Here is a 17,818-nt window from a genome sequence, read left to right as displayed (position 1 = left end):
CCCTCTCCCGGCGGTCCCGGGCCCGGCCCGGGGCCGTAAGCGCGCGTCGCCCCGTCACCGTGGGACCCGCGCAGTCTCCGCGTGGTCGGGGACCGGACAATGGCTTAGGAACGGGGTCCGGGCGCGCGACGCCGCCGCAGGAGCCACCGCCATGCCGGGTCGGACACCGCCGTGACGGCCTACAGCCTGCGCGCCCGGCTGCTCGCGCTCTGGGTCCTGCTGGTCGCCTCCGCGGCCGCCACCGCCTACCTGATGCTCGGCGTCTACGATCAGTCGACGGGCGTCCAGGTGGCGCAGGCCGATCTCGCGGTCGGGCGGGCCTGCCGCGAGATCATCGACCGGTACGCCGCTCTGGTCCGAGCCCGCGGCCCGAGGATCGCGGAGGCCGATCTCGTCGGCACCGTGTCGGCCGCGCTGACGCGCTTCCCGGGGATCGAGGGCGGGATCTGGAGCACCGCGCGCGGGTCGGTGGCTTACGCCTATCCGACCTACGAGGGATCCGGGCCGAAGACCGACTTTCCGGCGGCCGAGCGCGACGCCATCGCGGCGCTGAACGCGCAGGCTCTGCGGGTCGACCACGCGGCCTCGGAGCGGCGGCCGAGCCGGACCCAGGTTCTCATGCTCCAGGCCTGCCCGCTGCACGGGCCGGAGGCCGGCCTGACCGCGTGGTCGATGACGCGCGCGCACGTGAACGACGGCCCCACCTACACGCGCTTCCTCGCGGGCCTGGGCTTCCTCGCCGCCACGGTACTCGGATCGGCCGCGTTCCTGAGCTGGTTCCTGTACGGGTTCTCGGGGCGGATCGCCCGGCTCGAGGCCGCGCTCGCCGCGCCGCGTCCGGACGGCCAGGACCTGCCCCATCTCGACCGCACCGGCGAGCACGAGCTCGACCGGCTGGTCGACGCCCTCAACGCCGCCGGCGGGCGGCTGCGGGAGGCCCAGGCCCGGATCGTGGCGACCGAGCGCCTCGCCGCCGTCGGCCGTCTGGCGGCGAGCATCGCCCACGAGATCCGCAATCCCATCGCGGCGATGCGGCTGAAGGCCGAGAACGCCCTCGTCAGCGGTGATCCGCAGCGCGCCGCCGTCGCCCTCGAGACCGTTCTCGGCCAGATCGCCCGGGTCGACACGCTGCTGCGCGACCTCCTCAACCTGACGCAGGCGCGGCCGCTCAATCGGATGCCCACACCCGTGGCACCGCTCCTGGCCGAGTGCGCGGGCCTGCACGAGGACCTGGCGCGCGCGCGCGCGGTCCGGATCGCGGTCGAGGCCGACGGGCTGCCCGCCGCGGACCACCCGCATCTCGACCGGGCGCAGGTCGCCCGCGCCGTCGACAACCTGCTGCTGAACGCCCTGCAACACGCGCCGCCGGGCGGGCGGGTCCGCCTCGGCGCCGAGCGCGTGACGGTCGACGGCGCGCTGCGGCTGCGCCTCAGCGTCGCCGACACCGGCGGCGGGGTCGACCCGGCGATCCGCGCCAGCCTGTTCGAGCCCTTCGTCACCGGCCGGCCCGACGGGACCGGTCTGGGGCTCGCGATCGTGCGCGAGATCGCCGTAGCGCATCGGGGCGAGGCGAGGCTGGTCGAGGGCGCGCCGGAGACCACCTTTGTCCTGGATCTGCCATGGCAACCATCCTGATCGTCGACGACGACAGAGCCCTGCGCGACGGGCTCGCCGAGACGGTGACCGATCTCGGGCACACCGCGCTCCCGGTCGCCTCCGGGTCGGAGGCGCTGGCGCGGCTGGGCGAGGGTCCGGTGGCGGCGGTGCTCCTCGACCTGCGCATGCCCGGAGACCTCGACGGCATGGCCACGCTGGAACGGATCCGGGCCCTGCCGGAGCCGCCGCCCGTGACGGTCCTGACGGCCTTCGCGAGCCCGGCCAACACGATCGAGGCGATGCGCCTCGGGGCGCACGACCACCTGACCAAGCCGATCGGCCGGGCCGACCTCGCCGCCGTCCTCGACGCGATGCTGCGCGATGCCCGCTCCGATCCCGTCGGCGCTGCCCCGCCGCCGGACCACCCGGTCCTGATCGGGTCGAGCGCGGGCATGCGGAAGGTCCAGAAGACCATCGGTCTCGTCGCCGACAACGCGTCCACGATCCTGGTCCAGGGCGAGACCGGCACAGGCAAGGAGGAGGTCGCCCGGGCCCTGCACGCCTTCTCGCGGCGGCGCGCGCGGCCGTTCGTCCCGGTCAACTGCGCGGCGATCCCGGCCGAGGCTCTGGAGAGCGAGCTGTTCGGCCATGTCCGGGGCGCCTTCGCGGTCGCGACCGCCGACCGCGCGGGCGCCTTCCACGAGGCCCAGGGCGGCACCCTGTTCCTGGACGAGATCGGCGACATGCCGGCGGCGATGCAGGCGAAGATCCTGCGGGTGATCCAGGACGGCGTCGTGACCCCGCTGGGGGGCCGGCCTGCCCGGGTCGATGTCCGCCTCGTGGCGGCGACGCATCGCGACCTGCCGGCGCTCGTCGCCGCGGGCGGGTTCCGCGCCGACCTGTACTACCGTCTGAACGTCGTTCCGATCACCCTGCCGCCCCTGCGCGAGCGCCTGGCCGACATCGTGCCGCTCGCCGAGCACTTCCTGGTCCCTTCGGGCAAGCGCCTGAGCGGTGGGGCCGCCTCGCGCCTGCTCGCCTACGAGTGGCCCGGCAATGTCCGCGAGCTGCGCAACGTCGTGGAGCGCGCCGCCATGCTGGTGCGCGGCGGCGTGATCGCGGCCGAGGCCATCGATCTGCCGGCCGCGCGACTCGACCGCCGCGGCGAGGACGGCGCGGCCGACTGGCTCGCCGGCGACCTGCCCGGGGCCGTGGCTCGCCTGGAGCGGACCATGATCGCGGCCGCGCTCCGCGAGGCCGACGGCAACCGCGCCCGGGCCGCCCGCCGGCTCGGCATCCAGCGGCAGCTCCTCTACGCCAAGATCGAGCGCTACGGCCTCGGCGCGCCGGGCACCGATCTGTCGGAAGAGACGACAGACGCTGTCGGGAATTCCGACGCTTCGGCCGGCACCGACACGGCCTGAGGCCCGTGCGGGCCGGAGAACCGTTCACATCCCGCATGAGGCCCGCGCCGCGCGGGAACCGATGGCGCGCGCGGGCGTCGAGCCCCGCATGCGACGGTACGGCTTGGATCGGGGCCGCGCCGTCCGTCGGTCGGGGGATCGCGGCAGGATGAACAGCATCGAGACGGGCGCCCGCGGCGCCGGCGGCCGGACACCCTCGGCCAAGGCCCTGCGCGGCCTCGACGCGCTCAACTTCTTCCTCGCCGACGTGCGCGACGGCCTCGGCCCCTACCTCGCCATCTACCTGATCGCCGTGCGCGGCCCCGACCAGGGCTGGAACGAGGCCACGACCGGCCTCGTGATGACCATCGCGGGCATCCTCGGCCTCGTGGCGCAGACGCCCGCCGGCGCGCTGATCGACGCCACCAACCACAAGCGCGCGGTGGTGATCGGCGGCGCCATCGCGGTGACGGCCAGCTGCCTCGTCCTGCCGTTCATCACGAACTTCTACCTCGTCACCGCCACCCAATCGATCGCCCACGTCGCCGGGACGATCTTCCCGCCGGCGCTGGCCGCGATCACGCTCGGCCTCGTCGGGCCGAAGATGTTCGCCAAGCGGATCGGCCGGAACGAGGGCTTCAACCACGCCGGCAACGCGGTCTCCGCCGCCCTGGCGGGCGGGCTCGCCTACTTCTTCGGGCCGGTGGTCGTGTTCTGGCTGATGGGCATCCTGGCGGCGCTGTCGATCGGCGCCATGCTGATGGTGCCGGCCGACGCCATCGACAACGACCTCGCCCGCGGCATGACCGAGGCGGAGGAGCAGGCGCAGGAGAAGCCCTCCGGCCTCGCCACCCTGCTACAGAACCGGGCGCTGCTGATCTTCGCGGTGCTCTGCGCGATCTTCCACCTCGCCAACGCGGCGATGCTGACCTCGGTGGGCCAGCTCCTGACGCACATCTCGGGCAAGGACCACGCGACCTCGCTGATCGCGGTCTGCATCGTGGCGGCGCAGTGCGTGATGGTGCCGGTGGCGATCTTCGTGGGCGCGAAGGCCGACGTGATCGGCCGCAAGCCGATCTTCCTCACCGCCTTCGGCATCCTGGCGCTGCGCGGCGTCCTGTACACGCTGTCGGACAACCCGTTCTGGCTGGTGGGCGTCCAGCTCCTCGACGGCATCGGGGCCGGCGTCTACGGCGCGCTGTTCCCGATCGTCGTCGCCGACCTGACCCACGGCGGCGGCCGGTTCAACGCGGCCCAGGGCGCCGTGGCGACGGCCCAGGGGATCGGCGCCTCCCTGAGCGCGACGCTGGCCGGCGTGATCATCGTGTCGGCGGGTTACTCCACCGCCTTCCTGGCGCTGGCGGCCATCGCGGCGCTCGGCTTCGTCCTCTACTTCGCGCTGATGCCAGAGACCCGCGAGGCGGTGCGCGCGGGCAGCGAGCCCGAGAGCGGCGCCGGCATGCCGCCGGCCGTGCCGGCGAGCGCCTGAGCGCCGCGATCGGATCCGGAGGCCGGGCTCAGGACGCGGCGGCCAGCTCCGGCACGACTTCGCCCGGCACGACTTCGCCTGACCCGAGTTGGCCCGGCACGGTCGCCTCCGGCGGGGCCTTCCGCGAGACGTAGTAGATGTCGACGGCGCGCCAGAACGCGCCCTGCTCCTCCGTCGAGCGGCGCGCGAGGGAGGTCTCGAGGATCGACATCGCGGCCCGCGCGGGCTCGCTCCGCTCGAGTTCCTCGAGCAGGCCGGCGAGATGCAGCATGGGATCTATCTCCGAGCGGACAGCAACCCCCATCAACGCCCGAGCTTGCGTAACGATCCGTCGCGCCCTGCACGTCGGCGCCCTGCATGATCCTTGCCTCGGGCCGGGGCACGGCTACCATCCCCGCGTCGAGTCCGACTCGCTCTCCCGTCAACCATCGAGGATCTCCGATGTTCTCCTGCCGAAGCGGCGCGGCTCTTCCCCTGCGCGGAGCGGTCTTCGCCCTGGCCCTGGCCAGCGGATTCGGCGCGGCGCCCCTCGTCGCGCGCGAGATGCCCGAGGCCGGCACGGCCGCCGCGGCGAAGAAGCCGAACGTCGTGATCCTCGCCACCGGCGGGACGATCGCGGGCGCCGGCGCCGACGCCGCCAACAGCGCCACCTACACGGCCGCCAAGGTGCCGGTCGACAAGCTGATCGCCGCCGTGCCGCAGGTGAACACCATCGCCAACGTCCGCGGCGAGCAGGTCTTCCAGATCGCCTCCGAGAGCTTCACCGACGCCCAGCTGGTCCAGCTCGGCAAGCGCGTGTCCCAGCTCCTGAAGCAGGACGACGTCGACGGAATCGTCGTCACGCACGGGACCGACACGCTGGAGGAGACCGCGTTCTTCCTCGACCTCGTGGTGAAGAGCGACAAGCCGATCGTGGTGGTCGGCTCGATGCGGCCGGGCACGGCGATCTCGGCCGACGGCGCCCTCAACCTGCTCGACGCCGTCACGGTCGCCGCCAGCAAGGAGGCGATCGGCCAGGGCGTCACCGTGACGATGAACGACTACATCCAGTGCGGCCGCGACGTGAACAAGCGGACCAACATCGTGCCCAGCGCCTTCTACAGCCAGTGGGGGCCGCTCGGCATGGTGGTCGAGGGCAAGACCTACTTCTTCCGCTCGCTCACGAAGCGGCACAACATGAGCTCCGAGTTCGACATCGACCAGATCGACAGCCTGCCGCTGGTCGGCATCGTCTACGGCTCGGGTAACATGATCCCGGGCGTCTACGACGCCGAGCTCCAGGCCGGCGCCAAGGCGATCGTCAATGCCGGCACCGGCAACGGCTCAGTGCCCGGCTACCTCGTCGACAAGCTCAAGGACATCCGCTCCAAGGGCGCCATCGTGATCCGCTCGTCGCGGGTGCCGGACGGTTTCGTGCTGCGCAACGCTGAGCAGCCCGACGACAAGTACGACTGGGTGGTCGCCCACGACCTCAATCCCGCCAAGGCCAAGATCCTCGCCGCCGTGGCGCTCACCAAGACCAACGACACCAAGGAGCTGCAGCGCATTTTCTGGGAGTATTGAGGCCAGGGACGTGCTGGGTCTCTGAGGTTCGACCCCATCCTGCAGCATGCCTCGAACGAGCGCTTCGAGGCGTGGCGACGTCGGGCGTCCGGGCAAAGGCGGGCGGTCACCGTCTTTGCGGGCGCGGCGAAGCACTCCAGGGTCGCGCTGCCCTGGGTCACTTCGCTCCGCTCGTGATGACGATGCGGGCGGCATCGGTCGAACGCGACAGCGACCGCGGCCTCGGACTTGGGGTTTCCTGAGCCGGCGGGCAGACCTCATGTCAGCGTCGGCGCCCGCCCCGGGTTACATCCCGCGGCGCACTCCTTAGATACCGGCCACCGACGCGGGCGCGCGGCCGATCCCGACTCGCGGCCTCGGCCGCGCGCCCGTCGGCACCGAGCCTGGAGGAACGAGCATGACCGAGCTTCATCCCGAGGTCGCGGCGGTCACCGAGCGCGTCGTGGCGCGCTCCCGCGAGACCCGGCGCGCCTATCTCGACCTGATCGCCCGCGAGCGCGAGGCGGGGGTCCGGCGCGGGAAGCTCGCCTGCGGCAACCTCGCCCACGGCTTCGCGGCCTCCGGCGAGGACAAGGCGGCGATCCGCGACGAGCGGACGGTGATGAACATCGGCATCGTCACCGCCTACAACGACATGCTCTCGGCCCATCAGCCGTACGGGCGCTACCCGGAGCAGATCAAGCTGTTCGCCCGAGAGCGCGGCGCCACCGCGCAGGTCGCGGGCGGCACGCCGGCCATGTGCGACGGCGTCACGCAGGGGCAGAGCGGCATGGAGCTGTCGCTGTTCTCCCGGGACACGATCGCGCTCTCCACCGCGGTCGCGCTGAGCCACGGCATGTTCGACGGCGCGGCGCTGCTCGGCATCTGCGACAAGATCGTGCCGGGCCTGCTGATCGGGGCGCTCCGCTTCGGCCACCTGCCGACGATCCTGATCCCGGCCGGGCCCATGCCGTCGGGCCTCGCCAACAAGGAGAAGCAGCGGATCCGCCAGCTCTACGCCGAGGGCAAGGTCGGCCGGGCGGAGCTGCTCGAATCCGAGTCCGCCTCCTACCACGCGGCCGGGACCTGCACGTTCTACGGCACGGCCAACTCCAACCAGATGATGATGGACATGATGGGCCTGCACATGCCGGGCTCGTCCTTCATCAACCCCGGCACCAAGCTGCGCCAGGCCGTGACCCGGGCGGCGATCCACCGGCTCACCGAGATCGGCGGCGCCGGCAACGACTACCGGCCGCTGGGCCTCTGCGTCGACGAGAAGGCGATCGTCAACGCCGCGGTCGGCCTGCTCGCGACGGGCGGATCCACCAACCACGCGATCCACCTGCCGGCCATCGCGCGCGCGGCCGGCATCGTCATCGACTGGGAGGACATCGACCGCCTGTCCAGCGCCGTGCCGCTGATCGCCCGCGTCTACCCGAACGGCGCCGGCGACGTGAACCACTTCCACGCCGCGGGCGGCATGAGCTTCGTGATGGCGGCCCTGCTCGACGCGGGCCTCCTGCACGACGACATCCTGACCGTGTCGGGCCAGACGCTGCGCGACCACGCCCGCGACCCGAAGCTCGACGGCGAAGAGCTGGTCTTCGAGGACGCCGTGCCGGAGAGCCTGGACGACACGATGCTGCGCCGGCCCGGCAACCCGTTCCAGCCCGACGGCGGCATGCGGCTCGTGAAGGGCAATCTCGGCCGGGCGACGTTCAAGACCAGCGCCGTCGAGGAGCATCGCCGCACCATCGAGGCCCCGGCCCGGGTCTTCTCCGACCAGGACGAGGTGCTGAAGGCGTTCAAGGCCGGTGAGCTGGAGCGCGACGTCGTGGTCGTGGTCCGGTTCCAGGGCCCGAAGGCGAACGGCATGCCGGAGCTCCACAAGCTCACGCCGCCGCTCGGCGTGCTGCAGGACCGCGGCCACAAGGTCGCCCTGGTGACGGACGGGCGGATGTCGGGCGCGTCCGGCAAGGTGCCGGCCGCCATCCACCTGAGCCCCGAGGCGCTCGGCGGCGGCCCGATCGGGCGGATCCGCGACGGCGACATCGTCCGCCTCAGCGCGGCCGACGGGCTGCTGGAGGTGCTGGTCGACGAGGCAGAGCTTGCCACCCGCCCCGAGGCCGAGGCGCCGGAGCCCGCGCAGGGCACCGGGCGGGAGCTGTTCGCGTTCATGCGTCACGGGGCCGACACGGCGGAGCGGGGCGCCTCCGCGATGCTCGCCGCCGCCGGCCTCTGAAAGCGAGAGGGAGTTGCCGACCATGAACGATCTGACCAGCATCGACGCGCTGATGCGCTCCGTGCCCGTCATTCCGGTCCTGGTGATCGACGACGCGGCGCAGGCGCGGCCCATCGCCGAGGCCCTGGTGAAGGGCGGCCTGACCGCCCTGGAGGTCACCCTGCGGACCCCGGCCGCCCTCGACGTCATCCGGGAGATGACCCGGGTCGAGGGCGCGGTGGTGGGCGCCGGGACGGTGCTCAACCCGCGCGATCTCGAGAAGGCCCTGGCGGCGGGGGCCGAGTTCATCGTCTCGCCGGGCCTCACCGAGCCGCTGACCGACGCCGCCAAGGCCAACGGCGTGCCCTACCTGCCCGGCGTCGCGACGGCGGCCGACATCATGCGCGGCCTCGACCACGGGCTCGACCGGTTCAAGTTCTTCCCGGCGGAGGCCGCGGGCGGGATCAAGGCGCTGAAGGCGCACGCGGCGGTGTTCGGCGCGGTGCGGTTCTGCCCGACGGGCGGGATCACCGAGCTGAGCGCCCCGGACTGGCTGTCGATCCCGTCCGTGCTCTGCGTCGGCGGCAGCTGGGTGGTGAAGCCCGGCACGCCGGATCCGGCGGCGATCGAGCGGGCGGCCCGGGCCGCCGCGGGGTTGCGCAAGGCGTAAGCCTCACGACCGACGTCCTTGCGAGCGGAGCGAAGCAATCCAGGGTCGCGCCACATCTCCAGGATGTCGCGCGACCCTGGGTCACTTCGCTGCGCTCGTGATGACGGAGAGGGCGCGGCCCCGCCCGCAGAGAGGTGGGAGCTGTTGCAGCCCCTCACTCCGCCGGCAGCGGCTGCCTCTGCACCCGCGGGACGAAGACACCGCTTTCCGGCTCGAGCGCGATGCGCCGGTCGTGGAAGGCGTCCAGCGTCGAGCGGTGGCCGATCGACACGATCGTCGTGCCGGGGAGCTGCTCGCGCAGCATCCGGTAGAGGGCGGCCTCGGAGGGCTCGTCGAGGGAGGCCGTCGCCTCGTCGAGGAACAGCCATTCGGGCTTGGCCAGCAGCGCGCGGGCGATGGCGAGCCGCTGCTGCTCGCCACCCGACAGCCGCCGCTCCCAGGTGTCGCTCTCGTCGAGATGGTCGACGAGGTGGGGGAGCTGCGCGGCCGTCAGGGCGTCCCGGATCGCCGCGTCCGAGAACTGGTCGGTGGTGTTCGGGTAGACAACGGCGCCGCGCAGGGTCCCCTGCGGAATGTAGGGCCGCTGCGGCAGCAGCAGGGCCGACTGCCCGGCGGGCACGTCGACCCGGCCCTTGCCGAACGGCCAGATCCCCGCGATCGCCCGGAACAGGGTCGACTTGCCGGAGCCGGAGGGACCCGTGACCAGGGTCGCGCCGCCGCGCGGCAGGGTTAGCGCGTCGGCGGTGACGATCGGCTTCCCGTTCGGCAGGGCGAGGACGAGGCCGCGCGCGGTGACGTCGCCGGTGCTCTCGTTCCCCTGGACGAGGCCGTAGCCCGCCGCCTCCAGCGCCTCGGCCTTCGTCATGGCCCTTCGGAACGAGCCGAGACGGATGGTATTGGCCTTGTAGGCGGCCAGCGTCGTGTACGAGTCCACGAAGAACGACAGCGAGCTCTGCACCTGGCTGAACGCCTGGGACGTCTGCTGGAGCGCGCCCAGCGTGATCTTCTTGGCGAAGAAGGACGGGGCCGCCAGCACCATCGGGAAGATGACGCTCGCCTGCCGGTAGCTGAACGTGAAGGCGATCAGCTTGATGCGGCGGAAGATGATCCCGACGTAGTTGTCGATCACGCTGTGGAACAGGCTCGAGAGCCGCGAGGCTTCCGCCCGCTCGCCGCGCAGCAGGGCGATCTGCTCGGAGTAGATGCGGTTCCGGGCCAGCGCGAAGCGGAAATTCGCCTCGACCTGCTCCTGCCGGAAGTCCAGCCCGATGAGCGGCCGGCCGATCAGGTGGGTGAGCCACGTGCCGACCACCGCGTAGGCGATCACCAGCCAGACCAGGAAGCCCGGGATCACCGTGTCGGTGAACGGCACGACGAAGTCGCGCGACAGGGTCCAGAGGATCACGATGAACGACACGAGCTGCGCGGCCTGGCTGAGGAGCCGGATCGACAGCGTCGTGGTCTGCACGATGAAGCTGTTGACGTCGGCCTGGATGCGCTGGTCCGGGTTGTCCGCTTCCTCGTCGGTGAACGGGATCCGGTAATGCGTGCCGTTGCCGAGCCAGCGCTCGTACAGGCTGTGGGTCAGCCACGTGCGCCAGCGGATGAGCAGCGAGGAATCGACGAACAGGTCGAACATGCCGATGGCGATGTTCAGCGTGGCCAGCGGCACGAACACCCAGAGCAGCTGGTACCAGAACGCGTTCGCGTCGTATTCCTGGAGCGAGTTGTAGATGTCGCGGTAGAAGAAGTTGAACCGCAGCGTCAGCGCCACGTCGGCGAAGTTCACGAAGATCGACAGCGCCACGAGGTTGCGGCCGATCCGGCCCTCGGTGGTGCCGAACCAGCGGAACAGGCCGATCTCCTTGGTCGGCTTGTCGCGATTGGCGAAGTACGGGTCGGCGATGTTGGTGATCGCGCGGATCGGCTCGAGATGCGAGATGCCGAGCACGATGGCGGCGAAGACCACCGCGCCGGTGGCGGCGAAGGCCGGCGGGAGCAGCGCGGCGATCACCGGCGGCAGCAGTCCCATGGCGGCGATCGTCTTCGATCCGGCGAGCAGCAGGTAGCCGACGCCGTAGACCGAGACGAAGACCTTCAGGTAGGCCGAGATGCCGTTCGCGGCGATCAGGATGCCCGCCATGGCGAAGCCGGCGAGGGAGACGTAGAGCGGCGGGCTCGGGATTCCGGGAAACGCCAGCAGGATCAGCGCGGCCAGGGCCGTGAGCACGGCCTGGATGCCCAGTCCGGTCCTGAGTGCTGCCACCGTCGATCCCCCATCCGTGCGCGCCCGCCCGGGGCGCCGCCGGCGGCCTTGGCCCCGGCAGATGGCCAGATAGTGGCACTCGGCCCGCGCTGTCGCGTGAAACTTTGGTCACGTTCCGGCGGTGCGGCGATTTACGCGGGCACCGCGGCTACCAGTTCCACTCCTCGAAGCCGGGCTCGCGGCAATGGTAGCCGATCGGGCATTGCGGGTTGTCGCGCGTCGGGGCGAAGCGCAGCTCGGCGATCTCCGCGCCGCTGCACTGGCCGGGATTGCTGACGAACCGCTCCGGCGCCGCCCCGGCGGCGATGATCACGTCGCCCTCGTTCTTCACCAGGGCCATCGCCTCGGAGCAGGTCATGCGGGCCGTCATCGAGCCGCGCGGCGGCCGCGACTGCGCACGGGCCTCGACCCCGGCCGCGACGGCGGCGAGGTGGGCGAACAGCAGAGCGAGGGCCAACGGCCTCATCGGTTACGGGTTCCGGTACACACCCGGGAAGAAAGCCCGCGGGTCTGGCGCCATCCTGCACAAGCGGGCCGCCCGAGACTGTCACCGGAATGCGCCACCGGGCCGCTTTCGCCGTCGGACCGCCGCAATCGGCGGATTAGGAGATTCCGGGATCGCCGGAAGCAGCAGTAGATTTGTGGTCGTGGACGCCTGCGCGGGCGGCCCCGGCACGACGGCTGGACCGGCCCCCCGGCACGCGTCTCCGGCGCCCCGCGTGCCGGCCGACCGGCGCCGGAGCCAAGGGACCCAGCGATGTCCGCTCTCTCGATCCTCGACATCTCCGCCGTGCGCGCCGCGCCCGTCTCCCGCGAGCCCTACGCCTACACGCTCGGCAGCAACGTCCTGAATCCCGACGCGATCGACGACATCCGGCGCGACTTCCCGGACATCGCCAAGCCCGGCTACCTCACGGTCGACGAGATCACCCTGAAGGGCCGGTTCAAGGCGCTGATCGACGAGCTGGAGAGCGACGCCTTCTCGAAGATCCTCGGCGAGAAGTTCGGCATCGACCTCGTCTCCTGCCCGCGCCTGACGACCATCATGCGCCGCAGCCAGCTGAAATACGGCTCGATCCACACCGACGGCCCGTCGAAGGTGCTCACCCTGCTCGTCTACATGAACGACGCCTGGGACGCCCCGGCGGCCGGCCGCCTGCGGGTGCTCTACGACGGCCGCAACTACGAGCCCTTCGCGGTGGAGGTCCCGCCGACCATGGGCACGATGTTCGCGTTCCTGCGGGCGGACAATTCCTGGCACGGCCACGAGCCCTTCGAGGGCGAGCGGCGCGTGGTCCAGGTGGCGTGGCTCAGGGACGCGTCGGAGCTGGAGCGCAAGCGCAAGCGCAACCGCACGGCGCAGTTCCTGAAGGGCATCTTCGGCCGCTGAGCGGACGAGAGGGGGGCAGACCATGGGGGCGGTCGTTCTGGCGGATCCGGGCGACGGGGCGCGTTCCGGCTCCTGGCGTCGCTTCGCCTTGCCGACCCTCCTCGTCCTCGGCTGGGTGGGCCTCTTCGCCTACAGCGCCGCCTACCTCACCGAGGACCTGCCGTTCCGCCCGTCCCCGCCGGAAGCGAGCCCGTCCGCGGCGAGGTCCGCCGCGCCGCGCCCCGCGCGCCGCGTCGTGATGCTCGACGAGCCCGACCCGCTCACCGCCCCGGCCGAGCCGCCCGGCCAGACCGCCATGGCGGCCTCGCCGGCGCCGGCGGCCCCGCAGAGTGCCGCGGCGCCGCCCGCGACCACGGCGAATGCCCGCCCCGCCCCGGGCGCCGCTCCGGCCGCCGCCGTGCCCGCCGCCGAGTATGTCGGTGTCTGGGGCCCGACGCCCGAGGCCTGCGGAGCGCGCTCGCGCCGCCGCGGCTACATCCCGGCCACGATCACGCAGGACCGCGCCCGCGCGGGCCGCACGCTGTGCCTGTTCCACGACGTGCGGCGAAGCGGCGGCGCCTGGGTCACGGCCGCCGAGTGCAGCGATCGCGGCCGCCACTGGTCGTCGCAGGTCCGCCTGCAGGTGGATGGCGAGCACCTGACCTGGTCGAGCAGCCGCGGGACCTCGACCTATATCCGCTGCGGCCGCCGCGCCGGCTGAGCGGCGCCGTCACGCCGCCGGATCCGCTCCCTGCCCCTCGGCCGCGCGCAGGACGATCCGCGCCGCGGCCCGGCTCGGCGTGTCCGCCGCGGCGAGCCGCATCCGCCCGTCGATGCGGCCGAGGGCGGCGAGCTGGACGTCGCGCTCGGCACCGCCGGCCAGGAGCGGCCGCAGGGCGCCGGCGAGGCGCTCCGGGGTGCAGTCGGCCTGGACGAATTCCGGCATCGCGTTCTCGGCGAGGATCAGGTTCGGCAGCACGATGCTCGGGACCTGGATCAGCCGGCGGGCGATGAACTCCTCCGCCCGCGAGACCTTGTAGGCGACGACCATCGGGACGCCCGCGAGCGCCAGCTCCAGCGTGACCGTGCCGGAGGCGGCGAGCGCCGCCCGGGCCTCCCGGAAGGCCGCGTATTTCGGCGCCTCGCCGGTGACGATGCGGACCGGCACCGGCCACCCGGCCGACAGCCGCTCGATCAGGGCCCTGTGCCGGGTCACGGCGGGCAGCACCGCCTCGACCGCCAGGCCCTCGGCGACGCGGGCCAGCGCCGCACCGAAGACCGGCATCAGCCGCTCGATCTCGGACCGGCGGGAGCCCGGCAGGACCACGAGGCTGTAGGGAACGGCCTCGCGCCGCCCCCGCTCGGCCGCGCCGGGCCGCAGTTCCGGGAGGCGCTCGATCAGCGGATGCCCGACATAGGTGCAGGGGGGACCGCCGAGCCGCAGATGCGCGTCGGGCTCGAAGGGGAGCAGGGCCAGCACGTGGTCGATGAACGGCCGCATGCCCTTCGCCCGCCACGGCCGCCACGCCCACACGCTCGGGGACACGTAGTCGATGATCGGGATGCCGGGGGCCGCCCTGCGCACGCGCCGCGCCACCGCGTGGGTGAAGCCCGGGCTGTCGATGATCACCAGCACGTCGGGCCGCGCGCGGATCGTCGCCTCGACGGTCTCGCGGATGCGGCGGAGCAGGGTCCGCGCGCGGGCGAGGACCGGCAGGTAGCCCATCACCGCCACGTCATCGAGGGGGAACAGGGACGCGAACCCCGCCTCCGCCATGGCCTCGCCGCCGACGCCGCCGAAGACGGTGTCGGGCGCGGCCTCGCGCAGGGCGCGCATCAGCTTGGCGCCGAGCTGGTCGCCGGAATCCTCGCCGGCCACGAGCCAGATCGTGCGGGGCCGGCCGGTCACGGCGCGCCCCCGTACCCGACCACGAACAGGCCGAGGCGGTCGGCCTCCGCGGCCGTCGCCGCCCGGTCGATGACCAGGGTCCCGCCGGCCTCCAGGGCGAGCCCGGCGCAGCCCGCCCGGGCCGCGTTGCGCACGGTGCGGGCGCCGACGGCCGGGAGATCGATGCGGCGGTCCTGGCCGACCTTCGGGGCCTTCACCAGCACGGTCGCGGGCATCGCCCGGCCGAACCCGAAGGGGCGCCGCCCCAGGGCCCGGGCCCGGGCCAGCATGCGGTCCGTGCCCTCCGGCCCCTCCACGGCGAGGATCCGGTCGCCGGCCAGGACGACCGCCTGCCCCAGATCGTAGGGCGAGAGGGCGTCGAGGACGCCGCGCCCGGTGCGGATCGAGGCGGCCGCCTCCGCGTCCGGGGCCCGGCGCCCGAGCGGGCCGTCCGGGCAGAGCAGGTCCGGCGCGGCCTCGTGGACGCCGACGACCCGGTGGCCCGCCTCCTCGACCAGCGTGACCGCCGCCCGCAGCAGGCGGTCGTCCCCGCCGCCGGCGATCGCCAGCAGGGCCTCGCGGTTGCGCAGGGCGGCGCCCGCGTTGAGGATCGCGGCCGGGCTCGGGCGGGAGACGCCGCCCGCCGGCACCACGGTCGCCGGCCCCCAGAGCCGCAGCAGCTTCAGGGTGGCCGCGAGATCGAGGAGGTCGACCGTGGCGTCGGCGCCGGCGCGCAGGGCCGGGCCGGTGAAGCCGCGCAGCGCGATCACCCGGAAGGGCCGGCGCGCCCGGCGGAGCGACTCGGCGACGAGCTCCGGCAGGCGCCCCGCCCCCGCGATCAGGACCAGGGCCCCCTCGGGGGCGGGATCGGCCTCGGTCACGGCCCGGCCGCTCAGGCGGCGCTGATCGGGGTCGGGACCTCGCGCGGCGTGCAGATCGAGCGCTTGCCGCCGAGGCGGATGAAGTCGAGGATCTCGGCGACCGCCGCGTGGGACTCGAAGGTCGCGGCCACGTCCTCCACCCGCTCCATCAGCGTGCCCTCGGGGGCGAAGAGCAGGCGGTAGGCGCGCCGCAGCGCGTGGATGTCCTCGCGGGCGAAGCCGCGGCGCTGCAGCCCGATGATGTTGAGCCCCGACAGGTAGGCCCGGTTGCCGAGCACCATGCCGTAGGGGATGCAGTCGTTCTCCAGGCCCGACAGGCCGCCCACGAAGGCGTGCGCGCCGACCCGCGCGAACTGGATCACGGCGGCGCCGCCGCCCAGGATCGCGTAGTCGCCGACGCTGCAATGGCCCGCCAGCATGACGTTGTTGGAGAAGATCACGTGGGCGCCGACCCGGCAATCGTGGCCGACATGCGAGTTGGCCAGGAAGGTGCAGTGGTCGCCGACCACGGTCTCCAGGCCGCCGCCGCTGGTGCCCGGGTTCATGGTGACGCCCTCGCGGATCAGGCAGTCGGCGCCGATCGTCAGGGTCGAGGCCTCGCCCCGGTATTTCAGGTCCTGCGGCTGGTGGCCGATGGACGCGAAGGGGAAGATCCGGGTGCGGGGGCCGATCGCGGTGCGGCCCGCCAGGACCACGTGGCTGATGAGTTCGCAGTCCGCGCCGAGCACGACCTCGGGCCCGACATGGCAGAAGGGGCCGATCCGCGCCCCGTCGCTGATGCGGGCGCCGGTCTCGATCACCGCGCTCGGGTGGATGACGGGGGCGGTCACTCCGTCACCAGCATGGCACTGATCTCGGCCTCCGCGACCAGCGTGCCGTCGACCCGGGCCTCGCCGCGGAACCACCACATGGTCCGGCGCTGGTTCAGCTTCGTCATATGGAAGCGCACTTGGTCGCCGGGGGTGACGGGCTTGCGGAACTTGCACTTGTCGATGGTCATGAAGAACACCTGCTTGGTGTTCCGCCCGTCCGCCCGGATGTGGCGGCAGCAGATCGCCCCCGCCGTCTGCGCCATACCCTCGATCAGGAGCACGCCCGGGAAGACCGGCATGTCGGGGAAGTGGCCCATGAACTGCGGCTCGTTGGCCGTGACGTTCTTGATGCCGACGCAGGATTCGTCCCGGTCGATCTCGACGATGCGGTCGACCATCAGGAACGGGTAGCGGTGCGGCAGCAGCTCCAGCAGCGTCTGGATATCGGCTATGCCCAGCTCGCTGCCGGTCTCGCGCGCCGCCTCACTCATCGAAATCCGCACCTCGACTTGCCGCCATCGGCGGCCCGCAATCCGGCCGCCACCGGGGCGCCGACCGCCCTATTCGGAAGAAATCGCCGGAAGCGCAAGGCCTTCCCGGTCAGGCGTCGTCTCCGGCGGGCTCCTTGCCCGAGCGTTCCGCGAGCCGCGCGAGCGTCGTCAGCTCGCGGAACCAAGCCCGCACCGGCTTGGCGGGCGTCCCGCCCCAGCGGCTGCCCGGCGGCACGTCGCGGTTGACGTTGGACGAGCCGGCGATCTGCGCGCCGCGACCGATGCGCAGGTGGCCGACGACGCCGACCTGCCCGCCGAGGACGACGTAATCCTCCAGCGTGGTCGAGCCCGAGATGCCGACCCCCGACACGATGACGCAGTGGCGCCCGATCACGACGTTGTGGGCGATCTGCACGAGGTTGTCGATCTTGGTGCCCTCCCCGATCACCGTGTCGCGCGAGGCGCCCCGGTCGACCGTGGTGTTGGCACCGATCTCGACGTCGTCCTGCACGATGACCCGCCCGACTTGCGGCACCTTGAGGTGGGTGGCGCCCATGGCGAAGCCGAACCCGTCCTGTCCGAGCCGGGCCCCCGGATGCAGGATCACCCGGTTGCCGAGGAGGGCGTGGCTGAGGGTCGTGCCCGCGCCGATCGCGCAGTCGCGCCCGATCCGGACCCCCGGCCCGATGACGGCGTTCGGCCCGATCACCGTGCCGGCGCCGATCTCGGCTCCCGGCCCGATCACCGCGCCGGGATCGACCGTGACCCCGTCCTCGAGCCGGGCCTCGGGATGGACGTGGGCGCCGGAGGCGACGCCGCGGACCGCGAACTGGGAACCGGGACGCAACGCGTCCGGGTGCAGGCGGCCGAGCAGGGCCGCGTAGGCGCGGTAGGGATCGCGGCTGACGAGGGCGACGGTTCCGGCGGGGCAGCGCGCCGCGAAGCGGGGCGAGATGAGGCACACGCCCGCACGCGTCGCCGCGAGGGCGTCGCCGTAGCGGGCATTGTCCATGTAGGCGAGGTGGTCTGGACCGGCACTCTCCAGGGAGGCCGCGCCGCTGAACCGGCGATCCGGATCCGCTCCCTCGGGGAGGCCGAGGCCGGCGGCGGCCGCGATCTCGGCCAGGGTGAGGCCGGTGGCGGCGGTGAAGAAGACGGGATCTGTCATGTCCGACAACGCGCCGGCC

General features: G+C 72.8%; 16 protein-coding genes. 8 read left to right on the top strand and 8 right to left on the bottom strand.

The window, feature by feature from the left end; all coding sequences use genetic code 11:
- Positions 1-171 precede the first annotated feature (171 nt).
- The 3 genes from H288_RS0112930 to H288_RS0112920 all read left to right on the top strand — a co-directional run bounded on the left by H288_RS0112930 (position 172) and on the right by H288_RS0112920 (position 4,488).
- The gene (locus H288_RS0112930) at positions 172-1,635 is read left to right on the top strand and encodes a HAMP domain-containing sensor histidine kinase (protein ID WP_020093000.1); all 1,464 of its coding nucleotides are present in this window, start codon (positions 172-174) and stop codon (positions 1,633-1,635) included.
- On the top strand, positions 1,620-3,020 hold the full coding sequence (locus tag H288_RS0112925; protein WP_020092999.1) for a sigma-54 dependent transcriptional regulator: 1,401 nt from the start codon (positions 1,620-1,622) through the stop codon (positions 3,018-3,020). Before H288_RS0112930 ends, H288_RS0112925 begins: the two co-directional genes overlap by 16 nt.
- Positions 3,021-3,168: 148 nt before the next feature.
- Positions 3,169-4,488 carry an MFS transporter gene (locus tag H288_RS0112920; protein ID WP_020092998.1) on the top strand — a complete coding sequence of 440 codons (1,320 nt, stop codon included), beginning with the start codon at positions 3,169-3,171 and terminating at the stop codon, positions 4,486-4,488.
- A 28-nt stretch (positions 4,489-4,516) separates the two neighbouring features.
- On the opposite strand, the gene H288_RS0112915 is transcribed toward H288_RS0112920, so the two are convergent.
- Complete coding sequence (locus H288_RS0112915) at positions 4,517-4,759, bottom strand: hypothetical protein (protein ID WP_020092997.1); 243 nt, start codon at positions 4,757-4,759, stop codon at positions 4,517-4,519.
- Between the two features lie 170 nt (positions 4,760-4,929).
- On the opposite strand from H288_RS0112915, the gene H288_RS0112910 reads away from it, so the two are divergent.
- From H288_RS0112910 to eda, 3 genes are all read left to right on the top strand, one after another.
- Positions 4,930-6,051, top strand: coding sequence for an asparaginase (locus H288_RS0112910; RefSeq protein WP_020092996.1), 1,122 nt, complete (start codon positions 4,930-4,932; stop codon positions 6,049-6,051).
- Between the two features lie 397 nt (positions 6,052-6,448).
- Positions 6,449-8,275 (top strand): phosphogluconate dehydratase, encoded by a 1,827-nt coding sequence (gene edd, locus H288_RS0112905; protein ID WP_020092995.1) that lies wholly within the window; start codon positions 6,449-6,451, stop codon positions 8,273-8,275.
- Positions 8,276-8,306: 31 nt separating this feature from the next.
- Positions 8,307-8,924: a bifunctional 4-hydroxy-2-oxoglutarate aldolase/2-dehydro-3-deoxy-phosphogluconate aldolase gene (eda, locus tag H288_RS0112900; protein WP_026604904.1), complete on the top strand. Its 618-nt coding sequence runs from the start codon at positions 8,307-8,309 to the stop codon at positions 8,922-8,924.
- A 154-nt stretch (positions 8,925-9,078) separates the two neighbouring features.
- On the opposite strand, the gene H288_RS0112895 is transcribed toward eda, so the two are convergent.
- Both H288_RS0112895 and H288_RS0112890 read right to left on the bottom strand, forming a co-directional pair.
- Positions 9,079-11,190 carry an ABC transporter ATP-binding protein/permease gene (locus tag H288_RS0112895; RefSeq protein WP_026604903.1) on the bottom strand — a complete coding sequence of 704 codons (2,112 nt, stop codon included), beginning with the start codon at positions 11,188-11,190 and terminating at the stop codon, positions 9,079-9,081.
- A 148-nt stretch (positions 11,191-11,338) separates the two neighbouring features.
- Positions 11,339-11,656, bottom strand: coding sequence for a hypothetical protein (locus tag H288_RS0112890; protein ID WP_026604902.1), 318 nt, complete (start codon positions 11,654-11,656; stop codon positions 11,339-11,341).
- 291 nt (positions 11,657-11,947) lie between these two features.
- On the opposite strand from H288_RS0112890, the gene H288_RS0112885 reads away from it, so the two are divergent.
- Together H288_RS0112885 and H288_RS0112880 are read left to right on the top strand one after the other, a co-directional pair.
- Positions 11,948-12,580 carry a 2OG-Fe(II) oxygenase gene (locus H288_RS0112885; protein WP_020092991.1) on the top strand — a complete coding sequence of 211 codons (633 nt, stop codon included), beginning with the start codon at positions 11,948-11,950 and terminating at the stop codon, positions 12,578-12,580.
- A gap of 22 nt (positions 12,581-12,602) precedes the next feature.
- Entirely contained in the window at positions 12,603-13,280 is a 678-nt protein-coding gene (locus tag H288_RS0112880; protein WP_026604901.1) for a hypothetical protein, read from the top strand.
- 9 nt (positions 13,281-13,289) lie between these two features.
- Here the strand turns inward: H288_RS0112880 and lpxB are convergent, their stop codons facing one another.
- From lpxB to lpxD, 5 genes are all read right to left on the bottom strand, one after another.
- On the bottom strand, positions 13,290-14,468 hold the full coding sequence (gene lpxB, locus H288_RS0112875) for a lipid-A-disaccharide synthase (RefSeq protein WP_026604900.1): 1,179 nt from the start codon (positions 14,466-14,468) through the stop codon (positions 13,290-13,292).
- Positions 14,465-15,328, bottom strand: a complete 864-nt coding sequence (gene lpxI, locus H288_RS0112870) for a UDP-2,3-diacylglucosamine diphosphatase LpxI (protein ID WP_020092989.1) — start codon at positions 15,326-15,328, stop codon at positions 14,465-14,467. Before lpxI ends, lpxB begins: the two co-directional genes overlap by 4 nt.
- A gap of 11 nt (positions 15,329-15,339) precedes the next feature.
- Positions 15,340-16,158, bottom strand: a complete 819-nt coding sequence (gene lpxA, locus H288_RS0112865) for an acyl-ACP--UDP-N-acetylglucosamine O-acyltransferase (RefSeq protein ID WP_020092988.1) — start codon at positions 16,156-16,158, stop codon at positions 15,340-15,342.
- Complete coding sequence (fabZ, locus tag H288_RS0112860; RefSeq protein ID WP_020092987.1) at positions 16,155-16,631, bottom strand: 3-hydroxyacyl-ACP dehydratase FabZ; 477 nt, start codon at positions 16,629-16,631, stop codon at positions 16,155-16,157. The genes lpxA and fabZ overlap by 4 nt, the downstream gene beginning before the upstream one ends.
- A 109-nt stretch (positions 16,632-16,740) precedes the next feature.
- Positions 16,741-17,799, bottom strand: coding sequence for a UDP-3-O-(3-hydroxymyristoyl)glucosamine N-acyltransferase (lpxD, locus tag H288_RS0112855; RefSeq protein WP_020092986.1), 1,059 nt, complete (start codon positions 17,797-17,799; stop codon positions 16,741-16,743).
- Positions 17,800-17,818: the final 19 nt, after the last annotated feature.

It is taken from the genome of Methylobacterium sp. 285MFTsu5.1, assembly GCF_000383455.1.
Lineage (GTDB): Bacteria > Pseudomonadota > Alphaproteobacteria > Rhizobiales > Beijerinckiaceae > Methylobacterium.
Note: the sequence above shows the minus strand (reverse complement) of the source record. Positions and strands in the feature narration are given on the sequence as shown.

Coding starts and splice junctions, on each gene's coding strand:
- lpxD (WP_020092986.1), bottom strand. CDS start 17,799: ATGACAGATCCCGTCTTCTTCACCGCCGCCACCGGCCTCACCCTGGCC.
- H288_RS0112920 (WP_020092998.1), top strand. CDS start 3,169: ATGAACAGCATCGAGACGGGCGCCCGCGGCGCCGGCGGCCGGACACCC.
- edd (WP_020092995.1), top strand. CDS start 6,449: ATGACCGAGCTTCATCCCGAGGTCGCGGCGGTCACCGAGCGCGTCGTG.
- H288_RS0112880 (WP_026604901.1), top strand. CDS start 12,603: ATGGGGGCGGTCGTTCTGGCGGATCCGGGCGACGGGGCGCGTTCCGGC.
- H288_RS0112910 (WP_020092996.1), top strand. CDS start 4,930: ATGTTCTCCTGCCGAAGCGGCGCGGCTCTTCCCCTGCGCGGAGCGGTC.
- H288_RS0112885 (WP_020092991.1), top strand. CDS start 11,948: ATGTCCGCTCTCTCGATCCTCGACATCTCCGCCGTGCGCGCCGCGCCC.
- H288_RS0112925 (WP_020092999.1), top strand. CDS start 1,620: ATGGCAACCATCCTGATCGTCGACGACGACAGAGCCCTGCGCGACGGG.
- fabZ (WP_020092987.1), bottom strand. CDS start 16,631: ATGAGTGAGGCGGCGCGCGAGACCGGCAGCGAGCTGGGCATAGCCGAT.
- H288_RS0112890 (WP_026604902.1), bottom strand. CDS start 11,656: ATGAGGCCGTTGGCCCTCGCTCTGCTGTTCGCCCACCTCGCCGCCGTC.
- H288_RS0112915 (WP_020092997.1), bottom strand. CDS start 4,759: ATGCTGCATCTCGCCGGCCTGCTCGAGGAACTCGAGCGGAGCGAGCCC.